The sequence below is a fragment of the Flavobacterium sp. CHNK8 genome, assembly GCF_019774515.1.
In the GTDB taxonomy this organism is placed as follows: Bacteria; Bacteroidota; Bacteroidia; order Flavobacteriales; family Flavobacteriaceae; genus Flavobacterium; species Flavobacterium tiangeerense.
Genome location: NZ_CP081492.1, coordinates 758,708 through 784,791 on the forward strand (window position 1 = coordinate 758,708; position 26,084 = coordinate 784,791).

The window sequence follows — 26,084 nt, forward strand, 5'->3', positions numbered from 1 at the left end:
CATGGCTAAAGAATCAATGAAAGCCCGTGAGGTTAAGAGAGAAAAAACGGTTGCAAAGTATGCAGAGAAAAGAAAAGCTTTGTTAGAAGCTGGAGATTTCGTAGGTTTGCAAAAGTTACCAAAAAATGCTTCGCCTGTTCGTTTACACAATCGTTGTAAATTAACTGGAAGACCAAGAGGTTATATGCGTCAATTTGGTATTTCACGTGTTACATTTCGTGAAATGGCAAATAATGGATTAATTCCTGGTGTGAAAAAAGCATCTTGGTAATAGCATAGTTTTGCTTTCAGATACAGACTTAACATATGTTTAGTCTGTATCTTTAATATTTATAAATTGGTTTAAGGTTCAATAAATCGTTTGTTGAAAACCAAGACCGCAAATTAATACACATGTATACAGATCCTATTGCTGATTATTTGACAAGAGTTCGTAACGCTGTGGCCGCAAACCACAAAGTTGTTGAAATTCCTGCATCTAATCTAAAAAAAGAAATAACTAAGATCTTATTTGATCAAGGTTATATTTTGAGTTACAAATTTGAAGACAACGCTGTTCAGGGGTCTATCAAAATCGCTTTGAAGTATGATAAAGATACTAAAGAGTCTGTAATCAAAGATATTCAGAGAATTAGTAAACCAGGTTTACGTAAATATTCAAGTTCTGCTAATATACCAAGAATCTTAAATGGTTTAGGTATTGCTATTGTTTCTACTTCAAAAGGTTTGATGACTGGTAAACAAGCAAAGCAATTGAATGTAGGTGGTGAAGTAATTTGTTACGTATACTAATTTAAAGACTATAATAAGATGTCAAGAATAGGTAAAAATCCTATAATAGTTCCTGCAGGTGTTACTGTTGAAGTAGCAAACGGAATTATTACAGTTAAGGGAAAAAACGGTCAACTAACTCAGGAGTTTTCGGACGTTACTGTAACAGTTGAAGATGGTCAAGTTCAAGTTGACAGGTCATCTGATCATAAAGATCAAAGAGCAAAACATGGTTTGTATCGTTCACTTATCAACAACATGATAGTTGGTGTTACAGATGGTTTTACTAAATCGTTAGAACTTGTTGGAGTTGGTTATAGAGCTTCAAATCAAGGTCAAAAATTAGATTTAGCTCTTGGTTTTTCACACAATATTATTTTAGAGATTGCTCCTGAAGTTACTTTAGAAACTATATCTGAGAAAGGTAAAAACCCAATTGTAAAGTTAACATCATTTGATAAACAACTTTTAGGTCAAGTAGCTGCGAAAATTAGAGGTTTTCGTAAGCCAGAGCCATACAAAGGAAAAGGAGTTAAATTCGTGGGTGAAGTATTAAGAAGAAAAGCAGGTAAATCAGCTTAAAAAATAAGATTATGTCATTAACAAAACCTGAAAGAAGACAAAGAATTAGATTCAGAATTAGAAAGACAATTAGTGGTACTGCTACTAATCCAAGACTATCTGTTTTTAGAAGTAATAAAGAAATTTACGCTCAATTAATTGATGACGTAAACGGAGTTACTTTGCTAGCAGCTTCTTCAAGAGAAAAAGAAATAGGTAAGGGTACGAATATTGAAGTTGCTACAGCAGTTGGGAAATTGGTTGCTGAAAAAGCTTTAAAAGCTGGGATAGAAGTTGTAACTTTTGATAGAGGAGGTTACTTATATCACGGGCGTATTAAATCATTAGCAGAAGGCGCGAGAGCGGCTGGACTTAAATTCTAATATAGTATGTCTAATAGTAAATACAAAAATGTAGAGTTGGTAAAACCTAGTGGTCTTGAATTAAAAGATCGTTTGGTGAGTGTAAATCGTGTTACTAAAGTTACAAAGGGTGGTAGAGCTTTTGGTTTTTCTGCTATTGTAGTTGTAGGTGATGAAAACGGTGTTGTTGGTCACGGTTTAGGTAAGTCTAAAGATGTTTCTGAGGCTATTGCTAAAGCAGTAGAAGATGCTAAGAAAAATCTAGTAAAGATCCCTTTAAATGGTCAATCTGTACCTCACGAACAAAAAGGTAAATTTGGTGGTGCACGCGTATTTTTAATTCCTGCATCTCATGGTACTGGAGTTATTGCTGGTGGAGCTGTTCGTTCAGTTTTAGAATCAGTTGGTATACATGATGTACTTTCAAAATCACAAGGATCTTCAAATCCACACAACGTGGTAAAAGCAACTTTTGATGCTTTATTACAAATGAGAAGTGCTTATACTGTTGCAAAACAAAGAGGTGTTTCTTTAGAGAAAGTTTTTAAAGGTTAATACAAGGAAATTATGGCTAAATTATTAGTAAAACAAGTTAGAAGCAAAATCAACTGTCCACTTTCACAAAAAAGAGGATTGGAAGCTTTAGGTCTACGTAAAATGGGACAAGTTGTAGCGCATGATTCAAATCCTACAATCCTTGGTATGATAAATAAAGTTAAACACTTAGTTTCTGTTGAAGAAGCTAAATAACAAATACTGTTATGAATTTAAGTAACTTACAACCTGCTGAAGGTTCTACGCACAATCAAAATAAAAGATTAGGTAGAGGAGAAGGTTCTGGAAAAGGTGGTACCTCTGCAAGAGGACATAAAGGAGCAAAATCTCGTTCTGGTTATTCTAAAAAGATTGGTTTTGAAGGAGGGCAAATGCCACTTCAAAGACGTGTACCTAAGTTTGGTTTTACAAACATCAATCGTAAAGATTACGAAGGTGTCAATCTTGATACTCTTCAACTTTTAGTTGAAAATGGTATCGTTCAAGATACTGTTGATATGTCAGTTTATGTTGCTAACCGTTTGGCTACCAAAAATGAAATCGTTAAGATTTTAGGTAGAGGTGAATTGAAAGCAAAATTAAAAGTAACCGCTCACAAATTTACTGCTACTGCAAAAGCTGCTATCGAAGCTGCTGGTGGAGAAGCTATAGTAATGTAATTTTCTGTATAATATGAAGAAATTTATTGAATCAATAGGTAATGTTTGGAAAATTGAAGAACTAAAAAATAGAATTCTAATTACTTTCGGTCTTCTTTTAGTTTATCGTTTTGGTGCTCAAGTGACCTTACCAGGTATTGATGCAACTCAATTGGCTAATTTAGCCGGACAGACCAAAGAAGGAATTGGTTCAATTCTTGACATGTTTACTGGTGGTGCATTTTCTCAAGCTTCTGTTTTTGCACTTGGGATTATGCCATACATTTCTGCATCTATTGTAGTCCAGCTTATGGGAATTGCGATTCCTTATTTGCAAAAGCTTCAAAGTGATGGAGAGAGTGGTAGAAAAAAAATAAATCAAATCACACGTTGGTTGACAATTGGAATTACTTTAGTTCAAGGACCTACCTACATCTATAACTTGTATAGAACTCTTCCTGGTAATGCTTTTTTATTAGGTTTTAATTCTTTTGAGTTTTTATTCTCTTCTGTTGTAATTCTTGTTACTGGTACCATTTTTGCAATGTGGCTTGGTGAAAAAATTACTGATAAAGGAATTGGAAATGGTATTTCATTATTGATTATGGTAGGAATACTTGCTAGATTGCCTCAGGCTTTTATGCAAGAATTCACTTCAAGAGTTTCAAATAACAATGGAGGACCAATGTTATTGGTTATTGAAATTATTCTTTGGTTGTTGGTAATTATTAGCTGTGTGCTTTTAGTGATGGCAGTAAGAAGAATTCCTGTTCAATATGCTAGACGCACAACGTCTGGAGATTTTGAACAAGATATGATGAATGGTAATAGACAGTGGATTCCTTTAAAGCTTAATGCTTCTGGGGTTATGCCAATTATTTTTGCTCAAGCAATTATGTTTATTCCTGCAGCACTAGCTGGTTTATCAGATTCAGATACTTCACAGTCAATAGTTGGAGCATTCAGTAATATGTTTGGTTTTTGGTATAATTTTGTATTTGCAACTTTAATCATTGTATTTACATTCTTTTACACGGCTATTACAGTTCCAACAAATAAAATGTCTGATGATTTAAAGAGAAGTGGTGGTTTTATTCCTGGTGTTAAGCCTGGTGTTGAAACTTCTGACTACCTTGATAAAGTGATGTCTTTAATTACATTCCCTGGATCAATATTTCTTGCTTTGATCGCTGTGTTCCCTGCGATAGTTGTAAGCTTGATGGATGTTCAACAATCATGGGCAATGTTTTTTGGAGGTACTTCATTAATTATTATGGTTGGTGTTGCCATTGACACTGTTCAACAAATCAATTCATACCTGTTGAATAAGCATTATGATGGATTAATGAAAAGTGGTAAAAATAGAAAAGCAGTAGCTTAATTTATGGCAAAACAATCAGCAATAGAACAAGACGGTTCAATCATTGAAGCATTATCAAATGCAATGTTCCGTGTAGAGTTAGAGAATGGACATATTGTAATTGCACATATTTCTGGTAAAATGCGTATGCATTACATTAAATTATTACCTGGTGATAAGGTTAAACTAGAAATGAGCCCTTACGATTTGTCAAAAGCGAGAATTACTTATAGATATTAAAGGATATTCAAAAATGAAAGTTAGAGCTTCAGTAAAAAAGAGAAGTCCCGAGTGCAAAATTGTACGAAGAAAAGGGAGATTGTACGTAATAAACAAAAAGAATCCTAGATTTAAACAAAGACAAGGATAATTATGGCAAGAATAGCAGGGGTAGATATCCCAAAAAATAAGAGAGGTGTTATTGCACTAACCTATATCTTTGGATTAGGTAGAAGTAGAGCTGTTGAGATTTTAGAAAAAGCTCAAGTTAGCCAAGACAAAAAAGTTCAAGATTGGAATGATGACGAGATCGGAGCAATTCGTGATGCTGTATCATCTTTCAAAATTGAAGGTGAATTACGTTCAGAAGTTTCTTTAAACATCAAACGTTTAATGGATATTGGATGTTATAGAGGTATTCGTCATAGAACTGGTCTTCCTTTAAGAGGACAAAGAACTAAGAACAACTCTAGAACAAGAAAAGGTAAAAGAAAAACTGTTGCTAACAAGAAAAAAGCAACTAAATAATAAGTAATATGGCTAAAGCAACAGCAAAAAAACGTAAAGTTATCGTTGAATCAACGGGTGAAGCTCATATTTCTGCTACCTTCAATAACATTATCATTTCTTTGACTAATAAAAAAGGTGAAGTTATTTCATGGTCTTCAGCTGGTAAAATGGGTTTCAGAGGTTCTAAAAAGAACACTCCGTACGCAGCTCAAATGGCAGCAGAAGATTGTAGTAAAGTAGCTCTTGAAGCTGGACTTAAAAAAGTTAAAGTTTATGTAAAAGGACCAGGAAACGGACGTGAGTCTGCTATTCGTTCTTTACACAATGGTGGTATTGAAGTTACTGAAATTATTGATGTTACTCCAATGCCTCACAACGGATGTCGTCCTCCTAAAAGACGTAGAGTATAATACTCAAAATATTAATTATAGTATAACCTAGATTGAATTTCGATTATCGAAGGATTTGACCTGAATTCATAATCTCAATCTTAAACAATTTAAAATGGCAAGATATACTGGTCCTAGTACAAGAATAGCTCGTAAATTTGGCGAAGCAATTTTCGGTGATGATAAAGCATTCGAAAAAAGAAATTACCCTCCTGGACAACACGGGATGGCTAAAAAAAGAGGAAAAAAGTCTGAGTATGCTGTTCAGTTAATGGAAAAGCAAAAAGCTAAATATTCTTATGGAATTTTAGAAAAACAATTCAGAAACTTATTCGAAAAAGCATCAGCTACTAAAGGAGTTACTGGTGAAGTTTTATTACAATTATGTGAAGCAAGATTAGATAACGTTGTTTTTAGAATGGGTATTGCTCCTTCTAGAAGAGGTGCTCGTCAAATAGTTTCTCACAGACACGTTACTGTAAATGGTGAAGTTGTAAATATTCCTTCTTACCACCTTAAGCCTGGTGATAAAGTTGCTGTTCGTGAAAAATCTAAATCATTAGAGGCTATCGAACGTTCTTTATCTAATTCAAGTCATGTTTATGAATGGATTACATGGAATAGTGATCTTAAAGAAGGTACTTTTGTATCTGTTCCTGCAAGACTTCAAATTCCAGAAAACATTAAAGAACAATTAATCGTAGAGTTGTACAACAAATAATAATTGACTTAGTCGAAATTTATGGCAATATTTAATTTTCAGAAGCCCGATAAAGTTATCATGATCGATTCAACCGATTTTGAAGGTAAATTTGAATTTAGACCTTTAGAACCAGGATATGGATTGACCGTTGGTAATGCACTTAGAAGAGTTTTGCTTTCTGCATTAGAAGGTTATGCAATTACATCTGTTCGCATTGAAGGTGTAGATCATGAGTTTTCTACTATTTCAGGAGTTGTTGAAGACGTTACCGAAATTATACTTAATCTTAAGCAAGTACGTTTCAAACGTCAAATAGAAGATATAGATAATGAATCAGTTACTATTTCTGTTTCAGGTAAAGATCAGTTAACTGCTGGTGATTTTCAAAAATTTATTTCAGGTTTTCAAGTTCTAAATCCAGATCTTGTAATTTGTAATTTAGATAGCAAAATCAAACTTAATTTCGATTTAACTATCGAAAAAGGTAGAGGTTATGTTCCAGCTGAAGAAAACAAGAAGCAGAATGCTGCAATAGGAACTATTTTTACAGACTCCATTTTTACGCCTGTTAAAAATGTTAAGTATGCTATTGAAAACTTCCGTGTAGAGCAAAAAACGGATTACGAAAAATTAGTTTTTGAAATTAAAACTGATGGTTCTATAAATCCTAAAGATGCGCTTACTGAAGCAGCTAAAGTTTTGATTCATCACTTTATGTTGTTTTCTGATGAAAGAATTACACTCGAGGCTGACGAAATTGCACAAACAGAATCTTATGATGAAGAGTCATTACACATGAGACAGTTGCTTAAAACTAAGCTTGTTGATATGGATCTTTCTGTTAGAGCATTAAATTGCTTGAAAGCGGCTGAAGTTGATACACTTGGTGATTTAGTATCTTTCAATAAAAATGATTTAATGAAATTCCGAAATTTTGGTAAAAAATCTTTAACTGAACTTGATGAACTTGTTGCAGTTAAAAATTTGAACTTCGGTATGGACTTAGCAAAATACAAATTAGATAAAGAATAAACCACTTCGTATTTTGCTCTCCAAAGAGGATTGTAGCAAGATGAAGGTTTAAAAAAAACACGTCATGAGACACGGAAAAAAATTCAATCACTTAAGCAGACAGACAGCTCATAGAAAATCTATGTTAGCTAATATGGCTTGTTCTCTTATTGAGCACAAACGTATTAATACTACTGTTGCTAAAGCAAAAGCGCTTAAACAATTTGTTGAGCCATTAATAACAAAATCTAAAGCGGATACGACTCACAATCGTCGTATTGTTTTTGCTTACTTACGTAGTAAATATGCTGTAACTGATTTATTCAGAGATGTAGCTGCTAAGGTAGGAGACCGTCCAGGTGGATACACACGTATCATTAAAGTTGGAAATCGTTTGGGAGATAATGCTGATATGGCAATGATCGAGCTTGTTGATTTTAATGAACTTTACAATGGTGGTAAAAAAGAAGTGAAAAAAGCTAAAAGCCGTCGTGGTGGAAAAGCTAAAAAAGCTGATGAGGCTACTGAAGCTCCTGTTGCTGAAACGGATTCTACTACTGAGACTGCTGAGTAATTATGAAAATAATGATTCAATAAAATCAAGGATAAACTATTTATAGTTTATCCTTTTTTTTTATCCTTTTTATAATTTTATAATTGATGTTATAAAGGGGTGAATAGTTGTACTTCTTCATGAAGTATTTATTATCAATACATGCTAACTTAGGTTAGTATATTACACAAACACTATACTAATGAAATACACAACACGACAATCTGCAATCCTTTTACTAAGTGATGGAACTATTTTTCATGGGAAATCAATCGGGATTAGCGGAACTACTTTTGGAGAAGTTTGCTTTAATACGGGCATGACTGGATATCAAGAGATTTTTACTGATCCATCATATTTTGGACAGTTAATGGTTACTACCAATGCTCACATTGGTAATTATGGTGTAAATGAAAACGAAGTAGAATCAGAATCTATTAAAATATCTGGTTTGATTTGCAAGAATTTCAGTTTCAACTATTCTCGAGCAGATGCTTCAGAAAGTTTGGAAGATTATTTCAAGAAGCAAAACCTGATTTGTATTTCGGATGTGGATACAAGAGCTTTAGTTAACTATATCAGAGATAATGGTGCCATGAATGCTGTCATTTGTACAGATGGAACAGCGGTTGAAGATTTAAAAGTAGCTTTGGCTAATGTCCCTGATATGAAAGGATTAGAGTTGGCTTCTAGAGTGTCTACTACTGTCCCTTACTTTTATGGAGACGAAAATTCAAAATATAAAATTGCTGCTTTAGATTTAGGTATTAAGAAAAATATTCTACGCAATTTTGCTAAAAGAGATTGCTATATCAAAGTGTTTCCATATGATGCCACTTTTGAGGATTTAAAGTCTTTCAATCCTGACGGTTATTTCCTTTCTAATGGACCTGGAGATCCGGAACCATTAGCAAGTGCTATTAAAGTTGCGAAAGATATTTTGGAGGCAAATGCTCCATTATTCGGGATATGTTTGGGACACCAAATAATTGGTTTAGCGAATGGGATTTCGACTTATAAAATGTTTAATGGGCATAGAGGGATCAATCATCCTGTTAAAAACTTAGTTACTGGAAAAGGTGAAATTACTTCGCAAAATCATGGTTTTGCAGTTAGTAAAGAAGATCTTGATGCTAACGATGCGCTTGAAATTACACATGTACATCTTAACGACGGAACAGTTGCAGGAATGCGTATGAGAAACAAAAATTGTTTTTCAGTTCAATACCATCCTGAGGCTAGCCCGGGACCACATGATTCTTCTTATTTATTTGATCAATTTATTGATAGCTTAAAGGGATAAATTTATTTTTATTTCGAATTAAGAAACGGGTTTGACATTTATAAAGTCAAACCCGTTTCTTGTTTCGTACTTTCAGTGAGAGATTAAAAATACAAGCAATTGACTTGACATGCTGTTTAAGTTGTTAAATTGATTCTTTGGAAATCAAATTATAACGTTTTCGTTAATAACATTCATTATTTTCATAAAATCATTCCAAAACTTAGAATATATTTGTAATGTAAAATTTAAAAAATTCAGTTTATGAGTATTATTATAAAAATTCACGCGAGACAAATTTTTGATTCAAGAGGGAACCCTACTATTGAGGTAGATGTAATTACAGATAATGGTGTATTGGGTAGAGCTGCAGTTCCATCAGGAGCTTCAACCGGAGAGCATGAAGCTGTTGAGTTACGAGATGGTGGTAAAGCGTATCTTGGAAAAGGAGTTATGAATGCAGTGAAGAATGTAAATACTGTAATTGCTGAAGAACTTGTTGGTGTATCTGTATTTGAACAAAATCAGATTGATCAAATGATGATTGACTTAGACGGAACTCCTAATAAATCTAGTTTGGGTGCCAATGCTATTCTTGGTGTTTCTTTGGCTGTAGCTAAAGCAGCGGCAAATGAACTTGGATTGCCATTATATCGTTACGTGGGTGGTGTTTCTGCGAATACTTTGCCGGTACCAATGATGAATATTATAAACGGTGGATCGCACTCTGATGCACCTATTGCGTTTCAAGAGTTTATGATTTTCCCGGTGAAAGCAACTACTTTCTCACAAGCCATGCAAATGGGAACGGAGATTTTTCATAGTTTGAAAAAAGTATTACATGACAGAGGTCTTTCAACAGCTGTAGGGGATGAAGGTGGTTTTGCACCAAATCTTGCTGGTGGAACAGAGGATGCTTTGGATACCATTAAAAAAGCAGTTGAAGCTGCGGGCTATTCTTTTGGCGATGAAATCATGATCGCTTTAGATTGTGCTGCTGCAGAATTTTATGTAAACGGAAAATACGATTACTCAAAGTTTGAAGGAGAGACTGGTAAAGTAAGAACATCTGCTGAACAAGTTGAATATTTAGCCGAATTGGTTGCTAAATATCCAATTATATCTATTGAAGATGGTATGGATGAAAACGACTGGGACGGTTGGAAATTGCTTACCGAAAAAATAGGCGACAAAGTGCAACTGGTAGGTGACGATTTGTTTGTTACCAATGTAGAGCGCTTGTCAACAGGTATTGAAAAAGGTATTGCGAATTCAATATTGATTAAAGTAAACCAAATTGGGACTTTAACAGAAACGATTGCTGCTGTAAATATGGCTAAGAATGCAGGATATACTTCGGTAATGTCACACCGTTCTGGAGAAACAGAGGATAATACTATTGCTGACTTAGCTGTAGCATTAAACTGTGGACAAATTAAAACAGGATCAGCCTCTAGGTCTGATCGTATGGCAAAGTACAATCAATTGTTGCGCATTGAAGAGGAATTGGGTACATCTGCTTATTTTCCTGGAAAGAATGCTTTTAAAATAAAATAATAGCTTTTTTTGCTAAATGATGGAAAGCCATTCACTTTTTGTGAGTGGCTTTTTGTATAATATTTAACAATTTCATTCTGGTATTCTCTTTTTAATTAGTGTTAAATTTCATAGATTTGGGAAATTATTATTTTAAAAGTTTATTTCCAATTATATTATGTCAAAAATAGCCACATTAGAAATTGATGGAAAAAAAATCGAACTTCCTGTTGTAGTTGGAAGTGAGAATGAAGTAGCCATTGATATTAACAAATTACGTGATTTATCTGGTATCATTACTATTGATCCAGGGTACAAAAATTCAGGATCTTGTAAAAGTGAAATTACTTTTCTTGATGGAGAATTAGGAATTCTTCGTTATAGAGGATATGCCATTGAAGATCTTGCAGATAAAGCTGATTTTCTAGAGGTATCTTATCTTTTAATTTTTGGAGAATTACCAAGTAAAGAACAGTTGGCTCAGTTTGAAACGGATATTAGAAAATATACCTTGGTAAACGAAGAGATGAAAAACATCATCGACGGTTTTCCAAAAACAGCTCACCCAATGGGCGTTTTATCTGCTTTAACTAGTGCTTTGACAGCATTTAACCCTAAATCGGTAAATGTTGATAATGAAAAAGAAATGTATGAAGCGGTTTGTAAAACCATGGGTAAATTCCTTGTGATTGCAACTTGGACGTACAGAAAAAGCATGGGCTATCCTTTGAATTATTATGATAATACGAAAGGATATGTTGAGAATTTCATGCGTTTGATGTTTGAATTGCCTACAGAGCCTTTCAAAGCAAATCCAATTGTTATTGATGCGTTAGACAAATTATTTATTCTTCACGGAGATCACGAGCAAAATTGTTCAACTTCTACGGTAAGAATGGTAGGTTCTTCTCATGCAGGATTGTTTGCTTCTATCTCAGCTGGAGTATCAGCATTATGGGGTCCGTTACATGGAGGGGCTAATCAAGCAGTACTTGAAATGCTAGAAGAAATTCATGCAACAGGTGGTGATGCAGATAAGTATATGGCTAAAGCCAAAGACAAAAATGATCCATTCCGTTTGATGGGATTTGGCCACAGAGTGTATAAAAACTTTGATCCAAGAGCTAAAATTATCAAAAAAGCAGCCAATGAAGTTTTAGCAACCTTAGGAGTTGAAGATCCAATTCTTGCTATTGCTAAAAAACTTGAAGAGGCAGCACTAGAAGATGAATATTTCAAATCTAGAAATTTATACCCTAACGTAGATTTCTATTCTGGAATTATTTATAGAGCTTTAGGTATTCCAACAGATATGTTCACGGTAATGTTTGCTATAGGGCGTTTACCAGGATGGATTGCACAATGGAAAGAAATGCGTGAAAATAAAGAACCTATTGGTAGACCAAGACAAGTATATACAGGTCATCCATTACGCGATTTTGTTACCGCAGATAAAAGATAAAAACACTTTAAAAGCTTCACTATTTAGTGAAGCTTTTTTTATATTTGCTAAAAAGGGAAAATACACATGTTAGCAATTAATGTTAAAAATGAAACAGCAAGACTTCGTGCAGTAGTACTGGGATCAGCACTTCACAATGGACCGACACCTACAGCAGAAGAGGCTTATGATCCAAAATCACTAGAGCATATTCTAGCTGGTACGTATCCACTAGAGCAGGATATGGTAAAGGAAATGGATGCTTTCAAGCTGGTACTGGAGAAGTATCACGTGCAAGTGTATCGACCTGATATGATTGAAAATTACAACCAAATTTTTACTAGAGATATTGGTTTTGTAATTGAAAATACCTTTGTCAAATCTAATATTTTACCAGACAGGGAGCGAGAGCTCGATGCAATTCAATATATTATTGATCAAATAAAACCTGAGAACGTAGTACGACCGCCAGAAGAAGTGCATATAGAAGGCGGAGACGTTGTGTTATGGGATGACTATATTTTTATTGGGACATACAAGGGTAGTGATTATAAAGATTACATTACGGCGCGTACCAATTTGTTAGGGGTGCAATACATCACAGAGCTATTTCCACATAAAAAAGTGAAAGCTTTTGATTTGGTAAAATCAAAAATTGAAGCTCGAGACAATGCCTTACATTTGGATTGTTGTTTTCAACTTTTGGGAAATAATAAAGGAATTATCTACAAAAACGGGTTTAGAGAAGAAGCCGATTATATGTTTCTTGTAGATCTTTTTGGTAAAGAAAATCTTTTTCATTTAACCCGAGAAGAAATGTATCACATGAATTCTAATGTTTTTTCAATTGATACTCATGTTGTGGTTTCGGAACGAAATTTTACGAGACTCAACAATTGGCTTCGAGAAAACGGTTTTACAGTAGAAGAGATTCCCTATGCCGAGATTGCAAAACAAGAAGGCTTGTTGCGATGCTCTACCTTACCTTTAATTAGAGAATAAATACTTGTTTAGAAGTTTAAAGTGGAACAGAATTTAATATTCAACTTTAAACAACTCAACTTTAAACTAAAAATACATGAAACAAACTACCAATTCCATCTTGATGATTAGGCCCGTAGCTTTTAGAATGAACGAGCAAACGGCTGTGAATAATTACTATCAAAAAGTGCTAGATGGCTTATTGCCTGCAACTGTAAATGCGAAAGCACAGCACGAATTTGATGATTTTGTAGCTAAATTGGTTGCTGCAGGTATAGATGTTACCGTAGAAAATGATACGCTAGATCCAGATACGCCAGATAGTATTTTTCCAAACAACTGGATTTCTTTTCATGAAAATGGAGATGTAGCATTATATCCAATGTTTGCTGAGAACAGACGTCAAGAACGCCGTGAGGACCTATTAGATTTGTTAGAAGATAAAGGTTTTGTCATACACAATATAGTAGATTACACATCAGCAGAAGAGGATGGGTTTTTCTTAGAAGGTACGGGTAGTATTCTTTTGGATAGAACCAATTCTAAAGCGTATTGTGCTTTATCACCTCGTGCAGATGAGGAGTTGTTTATCGAGTTCTGTGAAGATTTTGATTATGCTCCAGTTCTTTTTGAAGCGTTTCAGACTGTTGATGGCGAACGAAAATTGATTTACCATACCAATGTCATGATGTGTTTGGGTGAAACCTTCGCAGTGATTTGCGCGGATTGCATAGACGACAAAAAAGAGCGCAAAATGGTTCTAGATAATTTAAAAGAAAACAATAAAGAGGTTGTCTTAATAACCGAAGATCAAATGAATAGTTTTGCAGGAAACATGCTGGAAGTGCAAGGAACTGCTGGTAAAAGATTCTTGATTATGAGTGCTGCTGCTCATCAGGCGCTTACAGAGAAGCAAGTGGCGCAATTAGAAAAGCATGCTACAATACTGAGTTCAAGTCTAGATACCATTGAGGCTTGTGGTGGCGGAAGCGCCCGATGTATGATGGCTGAGATTTTCTTGCCAAGAAGCTAAAAAAAGTACTTGTCTAGTCCTGAAAAAGTGATACAGGATTAATAAAAAATAAAAGTACAATTTTAGACAGTAGCAAGCTCTGGTTTGCTACTGTTTTTTGTTTTATAGGTTCTCATTTTAATTTTGTTTTGGTGATGCATCTGATTTGGAGTAAGCATGTAATTAGAATAATGAGGTCTGATTTCATTATAGATATCAATAGCTTCTTTTACAATTTTTTGCATGATTTCTGCTTTTTGATTGTATTTGTCAATCCTAAATTCCTGTTTTAAAATACCATTGATCCTTTCTGCCACTGCATTTTCATAAGGGTCAGAGTTTTGTGTCATACTGCATAGAATTTTATTTTTATTAAGTTGCTTTTGGTAGTCATTAGCACAATATTGAATCCCTCTGTCTGAATGATGTATCAATGGTAAGTTTTTGTTGTTTCTGTGTTTAAGAGCCATTTTAAAAGCCTTCAAACTGCTTTCTGTGTTCATGTTATCGGCAACATAATATCCCATAATCTTTTTAGAATAAGCATCTGTGACTAAGCTTAAATAGCAAGGATTATCTCTTTTTCCTATATAGGTTATATCAGAGACCCAAACTTGCTCTGGTCTGTTAATTTCTAAATCTAGAATTCGATTTTGATGTTTATTAAATCGATGATGTGAGTTAGTCGTTACATGATAACTTCGTTTAGGATGTATCAATAAATGATTGGCTCTGAGTATATCAAAGAATTTATCTCTTCCAATTTTCATTAATTGAAGTTTATCCAACAAAAGATAATATAGTTTTCGAGTACCTATTCTAGGCATTGTCTTCCTGATATTATTCACCATCAAAATCACTTCTTTGGCTTTGTTTTGTTTGGATGCTATTCTTCTAGTCTTTCGATAATAAACCTGTCTGTCTATCCCGAACAAATAACAGGTAAACGCTACTGTTTTTTGTTCTTTTGCTCTAAAGCGGGCGATTGTTCGGGTGCAGAGTTTTTTCGGATATCGATATGATATTCTTTCTCAGCTAAATCAATCATCATGTCAAACAAGATTGCTTTTTTATCTGCAACGTAAGCTTGTCGTTCTAAAAGAGCCTTTTGTTTTTCTAATAGCTTGACTTGGGCTTCAAGTTCCATAATTTTTTGTTCGGGTGACTTTGCCATATTCAAAGGGGATTGGTTTTCCCAATCAAAGTTACCAAATTTTCGTAACCAGCCCAGAACTGTAGCATGGCTTTGAATGCCATATTGTTTTCTAATTTGGGTAATTGATGAACTACCTTGCTCAACTTCTCTAACGATTTGAAGTTTTAAGGACATGCTGTAATCTCGCTGGGTGCGCTTTACATAATTCGTGTATTCTTCCATAACGATTGTTTTTGTGTATCGCTATTTCAGGACGGGACAAAGATTTACTTTGATGATGTTAATGATGGCGCTTACAATGTATTGTATTCCAATTGCGATTACAATAAAGCCTACAATTCTGGAGATAGCAATAATTCCAGAAGCACCTAATATTTTGGCAAGATAATGGGCGCTGCGTAAAATGATAAAAATAGTTACTGCAATGGCTAAGATGGCTAGCGTAGAAATGATGATTTCTGTGGTGCTGTTGTGTTCTTGATAAAAAGCAATTAGGAGCGATATGGATCCTGGGCCAGCCAGCATTGGGATGGCAAGTGGGGTTAAGGCAATATCATTTCGCTGCTGCGCTTCCGTTTCTGCTTTTTTGTTGATTCCTCGTTTTTTGGTAAACTTACCAGATAGCAATGAAAATCCAGAACTCACAATGATAAGCCCTCCTGCAATTCGGAGTGCATCAATGCTAATTCCAAAAAACAACAAAACATATTGTCCTATAAAAAAGGAAACTATCAAGATAATGAAAACGTTTATGGCTGTCCATAAAGAAATGCGCGACCGTTCTTTTTTGGGATCATTTTGAGTCAGACCGACAAAAATAGGAACGGTACCTATAGGGTTCAATACAGAGAAAAGCGCGACAAAAAGATAAATAAAGAGATCCATAATTGTTATTTAATACTACAAAAATACTCATTTTTTGTTTGGGACTGTTAGCGCAATGTTTTTTTATTGCACCGTAACAATTACCATAATCACTACATAAGGTGAACCTTTTTGCTTACTTTTGTCACTCATAAAAGGATGATAAGGATGAAGAATAAAAAAACATTGGTACTGGGTGCCACGACCAAAACAGATCGTTATGCGTTCAAAGCAGTACAGCAGTTAGTTGAAAAAGGACATTCAGTACTAGCAGTAGGACAAAATGCAGGAGAAATAGCTGGAATTAAAATCCAAACGAAAGCCATTCCACTTAAAAACATAGACACTGTTACGTTATATCTTAACCCAACACGTCAACGCGATTATTACAATTATATAGTTGAGGCACAACCCAAACGTGTCATTTTTAATCCAGGAACAGAGAATCCCGAGTTTTACCAGTTGTTACAATTGAACAATATTAAGGTAGAGGTGGCTTGTACTCTAGTTTTATTAGCTACTAATCAGTATTAATATTCGTAAGTTTTGTTGATTTTGATTTTCTTAATTAGTTATTAAATCGCTCTTGATCAAAAAGATATATTATTAATACGCATTTCATAGCTTCAAGATTGTATTTTAAAGATTAGTCTATCAATACGAAACGCAATTAAGGTTGTTACAACAAGACTATTTCCAAGGAAAGTATGAAATAATCACTTGTAATGGATCTCCTTTTTTTGGGCTTTAAGCCAATGAGACACTGTCATTAAACTGTAAATAGTTGGATATTGACAAATGGAGTGTAAAGCAAGCTCTTATATTTTTTTAGTTTTTCGCTGTGTATTGATGCAAAATTAAAACCTTCAATATAGCTTGATCAATGTTTAGGAATTGGGAATAATGGCGCGGAACAAATAAACAAATTGCTACATTTGCAGGTATGGAATTTTCATCAAAACTTTTAGAAAAGGCAGTCAACGAAATGTCGCAACTTCCGGGAATTGGTAAGCGAACGGCATTGCGATTGGTCTTGCATTTGTTAAAACAGCCTAAGGAGCAAACTGGATTTTTGGCGCAAGCCCTACTTTCAATGAGGCAAGATATCAAATACTGTGTGAGTTGTAATAACATTTCGGATAGTGATCTGTGTGAGATTTGCTCTAATAGTAGTAGAAATCACCACGTGATTTGTGTGGTAGAGGACATTAGAGATGTTATGGCTATTGAAAACACGAATCAGTTTAGGGGTATTTATCATGTTTTGGGTGGAAAAATTTCTCCTATTGATGGTGTAGGTCCCAGCCAGTTGCACATTACAGCATTAGTTGAAAAAGTCAAATCGGGAGCAGTACAGGAAATTATATTTGCCTTGAGCTCTACTATGGAAGGGGATACAACCAATTTTTATATTTTCAAGCAAATTGCATCGAGCAATATTATAGTATCAACGATTGCTAGAGGGATAGCTGTGGGTGATGAGTTAGAATATGCTGATGAAGTGACGTTGGGACGCAGTATTTTACATCGAGTACCTTTTGAGAAATCATTAAAAAATAATTAATAAACGCAATCCCATAAGGAGGCTTTTTATATCGTAAATGAAAAGCTATATTTGTGGATAAAAATAGTAATAATGAACAAATTTGTAGGCTGTTTAATATTGTTAGTCAGTGTTTTGATGACGTCATGCATCTCTACGCAAGATTTAATTTATTTGCAAAAAAAAGACGGATCAGTAGAAGTTCCTATTGCTATGGTGGCTTCTAAACCGTACCGTTTACAAGTAAATGATGTATTGAGCATTTCTATAAAAACCATTGATCCAAAGCTAGCATCTATTTTTACGATTGCAAATGATGGGGGAAAACCAAGTCAGTCCGATACAGGCTTGTATTTTGATGGATTTACGGTAGATGACCATGGAAACATTCGTATCCCGGTTTTGGGAGAGCTAAATGTTATTGGGTACACCCTTGATGACATTCGACTTCGAATAGAGAAACAACTTTTATCCGACTATTTTACTAAAGAAGCTAATGTGTTTGTAACCGTAAAATTAGCAGGTTTGCGTTTTACTATGAATGGAGAAATAGGTGCTCCGGGTACCAAAATATTATTTCAAGAGCAGGTAAATATTATGGAAGCCATTGCTAATGCTGGGGATATTACCATAACGGGAGACAGGAAGGCTGTTACTGTAATCCGAAAAACGCCTACCGGAGTACAAATGGCTGATATTGATCTTACTGATATTAATGTCATGCAATCTCCTTATTTTTATTTGCAACCCAATGACTATATTTATGTCAAACCGCTCAAACAGAAAACCTGGGGTACCGGGAAAACAGGTATAGAATCCTTAGGGACAATCATAACCTTGTTGTCATTAGCAACAACTACTTTTTTATTGTTAAGAAATTAATTAGGTACAAGATACATGTTAGATATTAAGGATTTTTCAATTTTCGAAAACCAAGTCAGTTTTGATTTTAAAGGCTTTCTGATTAAAATTGGCAGTTATTGGCGTTGGTTTTTAATCAGTCTAGCCATCGCATTGACTATTGCTTATCAAGTCAACATTCGAAAAGAGAAAATCTATGGCATGGAAACCATGATTGCCATCAAAGAAGAAAGTAATCCTTTGTTTACCTCAAATACGAGTTTGGTATTTAATTGGGGAGGCACCTCAGATCAAGTACAAACCATTGCCACTACACTGCAATCAAGATCTCACAATGAGCTCGTTGTAGATCAATTGCAGTACTATATTAGTTATTTAGTTCAAGGAGAATATAATTTTACAGATGCCTACGGAGCAGTTCCTTTTTTTGTACGTATTGACAAAACCAAAGGACAACTGGCAGGTCAACGAATCGGTATTAAATTTTTGACTGAGAATGAATATGAAATCAAAATTCCTTTTGAAAACACAAGCGTAGGGGTTATTCAATACGATACCCACACGTATGGCAATACTAATGTAGTTGCGGGTGAGTTTGTAAAGCGATATAAAGTAGGACAAAAAGTAGTTTTGCCTTTCCTCAACTGGCAATTGGAACTAAATGAAAATCCAGGAATGTACAAGGGAAATGAATACTTTGTTCAATTCAATGATTTTGACGGAACAGTTTCTGCATACAAAGGAATTAACGTTCAAACCAATGAAAAAGCAGGGTCAATTATTACTTTGAGCATGCAAGGAACTAATAAAGTCCGCTTGGTTGAATATTTGAATGCTACAGTCAAGATGTTAATTAAAAGACAGTTGGATAGCAAAAATAAATTTGCAACCAATACAATTGCTTTCATCGACAGTACTTTGATAGCCATGGAGTCTCAACTGAAAGAAACAGGCAATGAGTTGAAATCATTTCGAAAAGGTAAAAATATTTACGATGTTGAGGATGGAGGGACTAAGTTTTCGGAACAAATTTTAGAATACGATGTTAGGAAGGATGAAATCAATCGTAAGATTGTTTATTACAATTCCCTTAAATCGTATTTAAATAGCAGTGTGAATTACGCAAAACTACCAGCACCATCTGTGGCAGGAATTGATGATCCTAACATAGTAGTAAATGTTTCCAAATTAATTGCTTTGTCTACACAAAGGTCTGAGATGGCCTATGCGGTAAAAAGCGAGAAGATTTTTCAAGAGTTTGATATCCAAATGGAAGCTATAAAAAAAGTACTGCTAGAAAATATTATCACAGCTAAATCTTCTTTACAATATGATTTGGCTTTAGTAAGCAGTAAGATCAATGCCACAGAAGGTACTATCAAAAAACTACCCGATGACCAACAAGAGCTTATAAAAATAAAAAGAAAGTATGACTTAAGTGATAACATATACAATACTTTTTTACAAAAACGTTCTGAGGCAGATATTGTAAAAGCAGCCAACTTATCAGACATTCATTTTATTGATCCTGCTAAAGATGTAGGTGGCGGATTAGTGGGTCCTAAAACATCTGTAAATTATATTTTGGCACTTTTCCTTGGAATCCTGATTCCGTTAATAGCCGTTTTTTTTATTTTCTTTATTAATGATGCAATTCAAAATAGCGATGATGTTAATAAGATGACTAAGATCCCATTGATAGGAGTGGTTGGGGTTAATAAAGAGAAATCTAACTTGGCAGTTTTTGACAAACCAAAATCAGCATTGTCAGAATCCTTTAGGGCCATTCGATCTTCTTTGCAGTTTTTGTACAAACAACAAAATGTAGATGGTGCTAAAACGTTGATGATTACCTCTTCCATAAGTGGTGAAGGAAAAACGTTTTGTTCCATAAACATCGCTACGGTTTTTGCTTTGAGCGAAAAAAAGACCGTTATAATTGGATTGGATTTACGTAAACCTAGACTTGCAACAGAGTTTAATTTGTCAAATGATGTAGGGGTAGTGAATTACATTATCAAACAAAAATCAATTCAAGAGATTGTCAATAAAACGCACATACCTTATTTAGATGTAATATTATCTGGACCAATACCGCCTAACCCTTCAGAAATGATCATAAGTCAGGGAATGGAGGACTTGATTAACGCCTTGAAGCAAGAATACGATTATATAATATTGGATACGCCACCAGTAGGATTAGTTTCGGATGCGCTTGAATTAGCACAATATTGTGATGTTACTTTATATATCGTTCGTCAAAATTACACTAAAAAAGACATGATTGCTTTATTGAATAACCGCATTAAGCGCGGGGAATTGAACAATACAAGTATCATCTTAAACGGTCAAGAAAACAAAGCTAAATACGGAACAGGCTATGGCTACGGTTATGGCTCTTATGATAAATCTTATTATGAAGAGGAAAAGCCAAAAAGTTGGTTCCAAAAAATAAAAGACATTGCCAAAAAGAACAACGTATAATAGCAGTGAAATAAAATATAGCATGGCAAACGAAGTGCAAAAAAAGATATTGGTTACCGGTGGAGCGGGTTTTATTGGATCTAACTTATGCGAGTATTTTTTAGATAAAAAGTACCAAGTAGTATGTTTGGACAATTTTGCCACGGGACACCTGCATAATTTAAAAAACTGTTTAAATAATCCTAGTTTTCAATTGATAGAAGGTGATATTCGTAACGCAACCACTTGTATGGAAGCCGTAAACGGAGTGGATTATGTGTTGCACCAAGCTGCTTTAGGCTCGGTACCAAGATCATTAAACGATCCTGTTACCAGTAATGAAGTAAATGTTTCTGGTTTTTTGAATATGTTAGTCGCTGCTCGAGATCATAAAGTAAAACGTTTTGTGTATGCAGCCAGCTCGTCTACCTATGGAGACTCAGAAGGCCTTCCAAAAGTAGAGGGAACTATCGGAAAGCCTTTGTCACCTTATGCCATTACTAAATATGTCAACGAATTGTATGCCGAAATATTTAGCAAATCATACAGTTTAGAAACGATAGGCTTGCGTTATTTCAATGTTTTTGGGAGGAAACAAGACCCTAATGGTGCTTACGCTGCTGTGATTCCTAAGTTTGTAATGCAGTTGATGCAACACGAAAGCCCTAAAATAAATGGGGATGGCAACTATTCTAGAGATTTCACGTATATTGATAATGTGATACAAATGAATGAGTTGGCCATGCTCACACAAAATCCAGAAGCCGTTAATACGGTATACAATACTGCTTTCGGGGATAGGAATACGTTGAATAATTTGGTCACTTATTTAAAACAGTATTTATCGGTGTATGATCCTGAAATCGAGAATATAGCAGTGGAATATGGTCCTAACCGCGCAGGAGATATTCCGCATTCTTTGGCCAGCATTGAAAAAGCACAACGATTATTGCACTACAATCCACAATTTTCATTGCAAAAAGGCTTGCAAGAGGCTGTGGGCTGGTATTGGGAACATCTAAAATAAGATGGAGTAGAGAAAATAGAATCTTCTCAAACTTCAAAAAAAAATAAAAAAGAAAATTAAAATAAGCGCTTAATAGATAAAGAATGGAAATTACAAAAATTTGTTGCATTGGAGCAGGGTATGTAGGTGGTCCTACCATGTCTGTAATTGCACAAAAATGTCCCCATATACAAGTAACCGTTGTGGATTTGAATGAAGATCGAATTGCCGCTTGGAACGACCCAAATACGGATAATATACCCATTTACGAACCTGGTTTGAGCGAAATAGTAGCTACCGCTCGAGGTAGAAATTTATTTTTTTCTACAGCAGTGGATCAAGCTATTGATGAAGCACAAATTATTTTCATCTCTGTAAACACGCCTACCAAAACCTATGGAAAAGGTAAGGGGATGGCTGCTGATTTGAAATACATTGAATTGTGTGCACGCCAAATTGCACGCGTAGCCAAAGACAATAAGATTGTTGTCGAAAAATCAACACTTCCGGTTCGAACGGCAGAGGCTATCAAAAGTATTTTAGATCATACTGGAAACGGTGTTCAATTTCAAATTCTTTCCAACCCTGAGTTTTTAGCGGAAGGTACGGCCGTGACTGATTTATTGCAGCCAGACCGCATCCTAATTGGGGGCGACGCTACTCCCGAAGGGAAAAAGGCAATGGAGGCACTGGTTCAAGTTTACTCTAATTGGGTGCCAACAGATAAAATATTAACGACAAATGTTTGGTCTTCTGAGCTGTCTAAGCTTACTGCCAATGCATTTTTGGCACAGCGAATCTCATCTGTAAATGCCATGTCTGAACTCTGTGAGAAAACAGGCGCTGATATTAATGAAGTGGCCAAAGCAATAGGAATGGACAGTAGAATTGGACCTAAATTCTTAAAAGCCTCAGTCGGATTTGGCGGTTCTTGTTTTCAAAAAGATATTTTGAATTTAGTGTACATTGCTAAATCATACGGATTGCATGAAGTAGCCGATTATTGGGAACAAGTAATCATCATGAACGACCATCAAAAAAGACGCTTTTCCAATGGTATTGTACAAACACTATACAATACGGTTTCTGATAAAAAAATTACTTTTTTGGGTTGGGCTTTCAAGAAAGATACTAATGATACCAGAGAATCGGCAGCAATATTTGTGGCCGATGATTTGATCAATGAGCATGCAAAAATAGCAGTATACGATCCAAAAGTGTCTTCTAAAAAAATACTAGAGGATCTTAATTATCTAGCAACACGCAGTCCGGAACACAACCAGGATAGTGTGACTTCTTATAGGGATCCCTATGAGGCTTGCTACAATGCGCACGCAATTGCCATACTTACCGAGTGGGATGAATTTGCGCATTACGACTGGCAAAAAATATTTGATGCCATGCAAAAACCAGCCTTTATTTTTGATGGACGCAATGTGCTGGATGCAGCACAACTTCGTGCCATTGGATTTGTGTACCAAGGAATCGGTTCGTAAAAAAGGGTTGGATATGGGAATTGCGCTTAAATCCGCCTTCTAGTGCGTCAACGAAGTAGAGTATCAAGAGCAATTTTAGCTATCTTTGTGCCGCATAGGGATCTAATGATTAGTAGTTCTCTATAGTTAATTTGTTTAGCACACCAAACGTATCTGCTGGCGAAAAAAAAACGTTCACTTAAATAGGATTTGAGCTTTTTTTCGCGAACATCTATAGGAGGTGTGTAAAAAGGCATTTCATAAAAATTAAATCAGTTTCAAATGACAACGCTCAAAAGCGTCATTTCAAATCATTAATAGTAAAAAATAAGTTGAGTGTACCTATAAAAATAGCAGTAATTGGGCTGGGATACGTTGGTCTTCCTTTGGCACGATTATTTGCTACCCAGTATCCTGTTGTAGGATTTGATATCAATCAGGCTCGAATAGCAGGTCTTGCCTCAGGAATCGATGCGACTCTTGAAGTAGATAATGCTACTTTACAGCGGGTGTTGCAAACAGCTCCTACTGATGAAAACGGCTTGTATTGCACAACCAATTTGGCTGAAATAGCCGATTGCAATTATTTTATTATCACCGTACCAACCCCCGTTGATAAAAACAACCGACCTGATTTAACGCCATTATTTAAATCTAGCGAAAGCGTGGGGTCAGTGCTTAAAAAAGGAGATATTGTCATTTATGAATCTACTGTATATCCGGGAGTGACCGAGGAAGAGTGTGTTCCTGTTCTAGAAAAGCAGTCGGGTTTGAAATTCAATGTGGACTTTTTTGCGGGGTACTCTCCAGAACGAATTAATCCAGGTGACAAAGAGCATACGGTTGAAAAAATACTAAAAGTGACATCAGGTTCTACTCCTGAAATTGGTCAAAAAGTGAATGAATTGTATCAATCGGTGATTACTGCTGGCACACATTTAGCCCCATCGATAAAAGTGGCTGAGGCGGCAAAAGTAATCGAGAATTCCCAGCGGGATATCAACATTGCATTTGTAAATGAATTAGCCAAAATTTTCAACTTGATGCAAATAGATACCCAAGCGGTACTAGACGCGGCGGGAACCAAATGGAATTTCTTACCCTTCAAACCTGGATTGGTAGGCGGACATTGCATTGGTGTTGATCCGTATTATTTGGCACAACGAGCACAAGAGTTTGGTTACCATCCCGAAATCATTTTGGCTGGACGCCGTTTGAATGACAGTATGGGAGACTATGTGGCCTCACAAGTGGTGAAGTTAATGATTAAAAAAGGAGTTATTGTCAATGGTGCTCGATTGTTAATGTTAGGCATCACTTTCAAAGAGAATTGTCCAGATGTGCGCAATACCAAGATTGTAGATGTTATAAAGGCTTTAGCCGATTATGGCATTCAAATCACGATTTATGATCCTTGGGCAAATCCAGTTGAGGTAGCAAGAGAATACAATTTAACCACTATAACAGAACTACCAGTAGAACGTTTTGACGCAGTGGTTTTGGGTGTAGCACATACTGTTTTTGTAGATTTGGATTTTTCTTCCTTGCAAAGTCAAAAAAGTTTGCTCTACGATGTGAAAGGCATTTTAGGAGATCGAGCTGATGGACGTTTGTAAGGGGTTAAAAATCTCTGTTAATGTGAAATGTTTGAAAGAATAAAGTTTAGTATTATTCGAAAAAAATAAAGATTACCAATTAAATATACTTTAACTATGAAAAATGCAAATTCAGTTACACATGTAATCCTTACAGGAGGAGTGGGAAGCAGGCTATGGCCTTTATCACGTAAAAGCCAACCCAAACAATATTTGGATTTGTTTGATGGTAAGTCTTTGTTTGAAATGACCGTAGATCGAAACCGGTCTTTGGCAGATAACGTAATGGTTGTTGGAAACACAGATAATTGTCATTTAAGTAAAAAAGTTTTAGATAAGTCAGGTACTTCATATATTGATATTATTGAAGCTACCCCAAGGAATACTTCTGCCGCAATTGCTTTTGCCGCATTTGCCTCAGAGCCTGACACAATTTTAATCGTTACCCCATCGGATCATATTATAGACGGGACGGAAGCCTATGAAATGGCTATTAACCAAGCGGTGGAAAAGGCATTACAAGGTCATATTGTAACTTTTGGCATAGTTCCAACTAAACCCGAAACAGGTTACGGCTATATAGAGCGCTCTGGAGATGATGTAATTTCGTTTAGAGAAAAACCCAATAAAGTGTCTGCTAAAGATTTCATCAAGAATGGTAACTTTTTATGGAACAGTGGAATGTTTTGTTTTAAAGCTGCTGTATTTTTAGAAGAGTTGAAATTGTATAATGCAGAAGTATATGAAAAATCCAAGCAGGTTTGGGAAGCCAACAAAGCAGGGCAATTAGATTTAGAATTGTCAATGGCTATTCCTTCTATTAGTGTGGATTATGCGGTGATGGAACGCAGTAAGAAAATTAAAGTGGTTTCGTCTGAGTTTAAATGGTCTGATTTAGGGTCTTTTGAATCTGTTTATGATTATTTGGTTTCAAAAGGACAGGTTGTTGATAGTAATGGGAATATGGTTATTGGAACAGATGTGTATACGGCTTTTGTGGGGTTGAAGAATGCAATTTTTGTACATACAGAGAATGCCAATTTGATTTTACAAAAAGAAAGCTCGCAAGAAGTAAAAAATATTTATACGGAATTAGAAAAAAGCAATTCTGATTTATTAGAGTAATTGTTTTCTCTTTATAAAAATGTACCGAAAAGACTTTTTTTAATAAGTTGTTTTCGGTACATTTTTTTAATACATGTTTATGGAATAATCAAGCGATTAAATTTTTCGTTTT

The 26,084-nt window shown here is 35.2% G+C and carries 31 protein-coding genes; 28 read left to right on the forward strand and 3 right to left on the reverse strand.

What is annotated here, in order from left to right:
* The first annotated feature begins 1 nt into the window (after position 1).
* The 20 genes from rpsN to ctlX all read left to right on the forward strand — a co-directional run bounded on the left by rpsN (position 2) and on the right by ctlX (position 13,905).
* Positions 2-271, forward strand: coding sequence for a 30S ribosomal protein S14 (gene rpsN / locus K5V07_RS03200; protein ID WP_026707007.1), 270 nt, complete (start codon positions 2-4; stop codon positions 269-271).
* Positions 272-393: 122 nt separating this feature from the next.
* Complete coding sequence (gene rpsH / locus K5V07_RS03205) at positions 394-792, forward strand: 30S ribosomal protein S8 (protein ID WP_086452756.1); 399 nt, start codon at positions 394-396, stop codon at positions 790-792.
* Positions 793-810: 18 nt separating this feature from the next.
* Complete coding sequence (rplF, locus tag K5V07_RS03210) at positions 811-1,353, forward strand: 50S ribosomal protein L6 (RefSeq protein ID WP_086452755.1); 543 nt, start codon at positions 811-813, stop codon at positions 1,351-1,353.
* A gap of 11 nt (positions 1,354-1,364) precedes the next feature.
* Complete coding sequence (gene rplR, locus K5V07_RS03215; RefSeq protein ID WP_086452754.1) at positions 1,365-1,715, forward strand: 50S ribosomal protein L18; 351 nt, start codon at positions 1,365-1,367, stop codon at positions 1,713-1,715.
* Positions 1,716-1,721: 6 nt separating this feature from the next.
* On the forward strand, positions 1,722-2,249 hold the full coding sequence (gene rpsE / locus K5V07_RS03220; RefSeq protein WP_035668102.1) for a 30S ribosomal protein S5: 528 nt from the start codon (positions 1,722-1,724) through the stop codon (positions 2,247-2,249).
* 12 nt (positions 2,250-2,261) lie between these two features.
* A complete protein-coding gene (gene rpmD, locus K5V07_RS03225; RefSeq protein ID WP_086452753.1) occupies positions 2,262-2,444 on the forward strand; it encodes a 50S ribosomal protein L30 in 183 nt (60 codons plus the stop codon).
* 11 nt (positions 2,445-2,455) lie between these two features.
* Positions 2,456-2,908 (forward strand): 50S ribosomal protein L15, encoded by a 453-nt coding sequence (gene rplO, locus K5V07_RS03230; protein WP_086452752.1) that lies wholly within the window; start codon positions 2,456-2,458, stop codon positions 2,906-2,908.
* Between the two features lie 13 nt (positions 2,909-2,921).
* Positions 2,922-4,268, forward strand: coding sequence for a preprotein translocase subunit SecY (secY, locus tag K5V07_RS03235; RefSeq protein ID WP_144893896.1), 1,347 nt, complete (start codon positions 2,922-2,924; stop codon positions 4,266-4,268).
* 3 nt (positions 4,269-4,271) lie between these two features.
* Positions 4,272-4,487 carry a translation initiation factor IF-1 gene (infA, locus tag K5V07_RS03240; protein ID WP_007136545.1) on the forward strand — a complete coding sequence of 72 codons (216 nt, stop codon included), beginning with the start codon at positions 4,272-4,274 and terminating at the stop codon, positions 4,485-4,487.
* A gap of 13 nt (positions 4,488-4,500) precedes the next feature.
* Positions 4,501-4,617, forward strand: a complete 117-nt coding sequence (gene ykgO, locus K5V07_RS03245; RefSeq protein ID WP_008992256.1) for a type B 50S ribosomal protein L36 — start codon at positions 4,501-4,503, stop codon at positions 4,615-4,617.
* 2 nt (positions 4,618-4,619) lie between these two features.
* Positions 4,620-4,994 carry a 30S ribosomal protein S13 gene (gene rpsM, locus K5V07_RS03250; RefSeq protein ID WP_144893894.1) on the forward strand — a complete coding sequence of 125 codons (375 nt, stop codon included), beginning with the start codon at positions 4,620-4,622 and terminating at the stop codon, positions 4,992-4,994.
* An 8-nt stretch (positions 4,995-5,002) separates the two neighbouring features.
* Entirely contained in the window at positions 5,003-5,386 is a 384-nt protein-coding gene (gene rpsK / locus K5V07_RS03255) for a 30S ribosomal protein S11 (RefSeq protein WP_024981527.1), read from the forward strand.
* A 94-nt stretch (positions 5,387-5,480) separates the two neighbouring features.
* Entirely contained in the window at positions 5,481-6,086 is a 606-nt protein-coding gene (gene rpsD / locus K5V07_RS03260) for a 30S ribosomal protein S4 (RefSeq protein WP_086452749.1), read from the forward strand.
* 21 nt (positions 6,087-6,107) lie between these two features.
* Positions 6,108-7,100, forward strand: a complete 993-nt coding sequence (locus tag K5V07_RS03265; protein WP_086452748.1) for a DNA-directed RNA polymerase subunit alpha — start codon at positions 6,108-6,110, stop codon at positions 7,098-7,100.
* 64 nt (positions 7,101-7,164) lie between these two features.
* Positions 7,165-7,653, forward strand: a complete 489-nt coding sequence (gene rplQ, locus K5V07_RS03270; protein ID WP_086452747.1) for a 50S ribosomal protein L17 — start codon at positions 7,165-7,167, stop codon at positions 7,651-7,653.
* A gap of 181 nt (positions 7,654-7,834) precedes the next feature.
* On the forward strand, positions 7,835-8,935 hold the full coding sequence (gene carA, locus K5V07_RS03275; protein ID WP_144893890.1) for a glutamine-hydrolyzing carbamoyl-phosphate synthase small subunit: 1,101 nt from the start codon (positions 7,835-7,837) through the stop codon (positions 8,933-8,935).
* 243 nt (positions 8,936-9,178) lie between these two features.
* Positions 9,179-10,471 carry a phosphopyruvate hydratase gene (gene eno, locus K5V07_RS03280; RefSeq protein WP_221916367.1) on the forward strand — a complete coding sequence of 431 codons (1,293 nt, stop codon included), beginning with the start codon at positions 9,179-9,181 and terminating at the stop codon, positions 10,469-10,471.
* Positions 10,472-10,628: 157 nt separating this feature from the next.
* Positions 10,629-11,912: a citrate synthase gene (locus K5V07_RS03285; RefSeq protein WP_182651613.1), complete on the forward strand. Its 1,284-nt coding sequence runs from the start codon at positions 10,629-10,631 to the stop codon at positions 11,910-11,912.
* Positions 11,913-11,978: 66 nt separating this feature from the next.
* On the forward strand, positions 11,979-12,893 hold the full coding sequence (locus K5V07_RS03290) for a dimethylarginine dimethylaminohydrolase family protein (RefSeq protein WP_221916368.1): 915 nt from the start codon (positions 11,979-11,981) through the stop codon (positions 12,891-12,893).
* A 76-nt stretch (positions 12,894-12,969) separates the two neighbouring features.
* Complete coding sequence (ctlX, locus tag K5V07_RS03295; protein ID WP_221916369.1) at positions 12,970-13,905, forward strand: citrulline utilization hydrolase CtlX; 936 nt, start codon at positions 12,970-12,972, stop codon at positions 13,903-13,905.
* Positions 13,906-13,967: 62 nt separating this feature from the next.
* Here ctlX and K5V07_RS03300 read toward each other — a convergent pair whose 3' ends face one another.
* The 3 genes from K5V07_RS03300 to K5V07_RS03310 are packed head-to-tail and all read right to left on the reverse strand — an operon-like array spanning position 13,968 to position 15,925.
* The gene (locus K5V07_RS03300; protein WP_221916371.1) at positions 13,968-14,819 is read right to left on the reverse strand and encodes an IS3 family transposase; all 852 of its coding nucleotides are present in this window, start codon (positions 14,817-14,819) and stop codon (positions 13,968-13,970) included.
* A gap of 14 nt (positions 14,820-14,833) precedes the next feature.
* Positions 14,834-15,262 (reverse strand): hypothetical protein, encoded by a 429-nt coding sequence (locus tag K5V07_RS03305; RefSeq protein WP_221916217.1) that lies wholly within the window; start codon positions 15,260-15,262, stop codon positions 14,834-14,836.
* Between the two features lie 21 nt (positions 15,263-15,283).
* Positions 15,284-15,925, reverse strand: coding sequence for a MarC family NAAT transporter (locus K5V07_RS03310; protein ID WP_221916372.1), 642 nt, complete (start codon positions 15,923-15,925; stop codon positions 15,284-15,286).
* 147 nt (positions 15,926-16,072) lie between these two features.
* Between K5V07_RS03310 and K5V07_RS03315 the strand changes: the two genes are divergently transcribed.
* The 8 genes from K5V07_RS03315 (at position 16,073) to K5V07_RS03350 (ending at position 25,972) form a co-directional block, all read left to right on the forward strand.
* Positions 16,073-16,438 carry a CoA-binding protein gene (locus K5V07_RS03315; protein ID WP_221916373.1) on the forward strand — a complete coding sequence of 122 codons (366 nt, stop codon included), beginning with the start codon at positions 16,073-16,075 and terminating at the stop codon, positions 16,436-16,438.
* A gap of 409 nt (positions 16,439-16,847) precedes the next feature.
* On the forward strand, positions 16,848-17,468 hold the full coding sequence (gene recR, locus K5V07_RS03320) for a recombination mediator RecR (RefSeq protein ID WP_086452739.1): 621 nt from the start codon (positions 16,848-16,850) through the stop codon (positions 17,466-17,468).
* A gap of 72 nt (positions 17,469-17,540) precedes the next feature.
* On the forward strand, positions 17,541-18,329 hold the full coding sequence (locus K5V07_RS03325; RefSeq protein ID WP_221916374.1) for a polysaccharide biosynthesis/export family protein: 789 nt from the start codon (positions 17,541-17,543) through the stop codon (positions 18,327-18,329).
* Positions 18,330-18,344: 15 nt separating this feature from the next.
* Positions 18,345-20,792, forward strand: coding sequence for an exopolysaccharide transport family protein (locus K5V07_RS03330; RefSeq protein ID WP_221916375.1), 2,448 nt, complete (start codon positions 18,345-18,347; stop codon positions 20,790-20,792).
* 22 nt (positions 20,793-20,814) lie between these two features.
* Complete coding sequence (locus tag K5V07_RS03335) at positions 20,815-21,798, forward strand: SDR family oxidoreductase (RefSeq protein WP_221916376.1); 984 nt, start codon at positions 20,815-20,817, stop codon at positions 21,796-21,798.
* An 83-nt stretch (positions 21,799-21,881) separates the two neighbouring features.
* Positions 21,882-23,273 carry a UDP-glucose 6-dehydrogenase gene (locus K5V07_RS03340; protein WP_221916377.1) on the forward strand — a complete coding sequence of 464 codons (1,392 nt, stop codon included), beginning with the start codon at positions 21,882-21,884 and terminating at the stop codon, positions 23,271-23,273.
* Positions 23,274-23,584: 311 nt separating this feature from the next.
* Positions 23,585-24,868, forward strand: a complete 1,284-nt coding sequence (locus tag K5V07_RS03345; RefSeq protein ID WP_221916378.1) for a nucleotide sugar dehydrogenase — start codon at positions 23,585-23,587, stop codon at positions 24,866-24,868.
* A 96-nt stretch (positions 24,869-24,964) separates the two neighbouring features.
* Positions 24,965-25,972 carry a mannose-1-phosphate guanylyltransferase gene (locus K5V07_RS03350; RefSeq protein WP_221916379.1) on the forward strand — a complete coding sequence of 336 codons (1,008 nt, stop codon included), beginning with the start codon at positions 24,965-24,967 and terminating at the stop codon, positions 25,970-25,972.
* Positions 25,973-26,084: the final 112 nt, after the last annotated feature.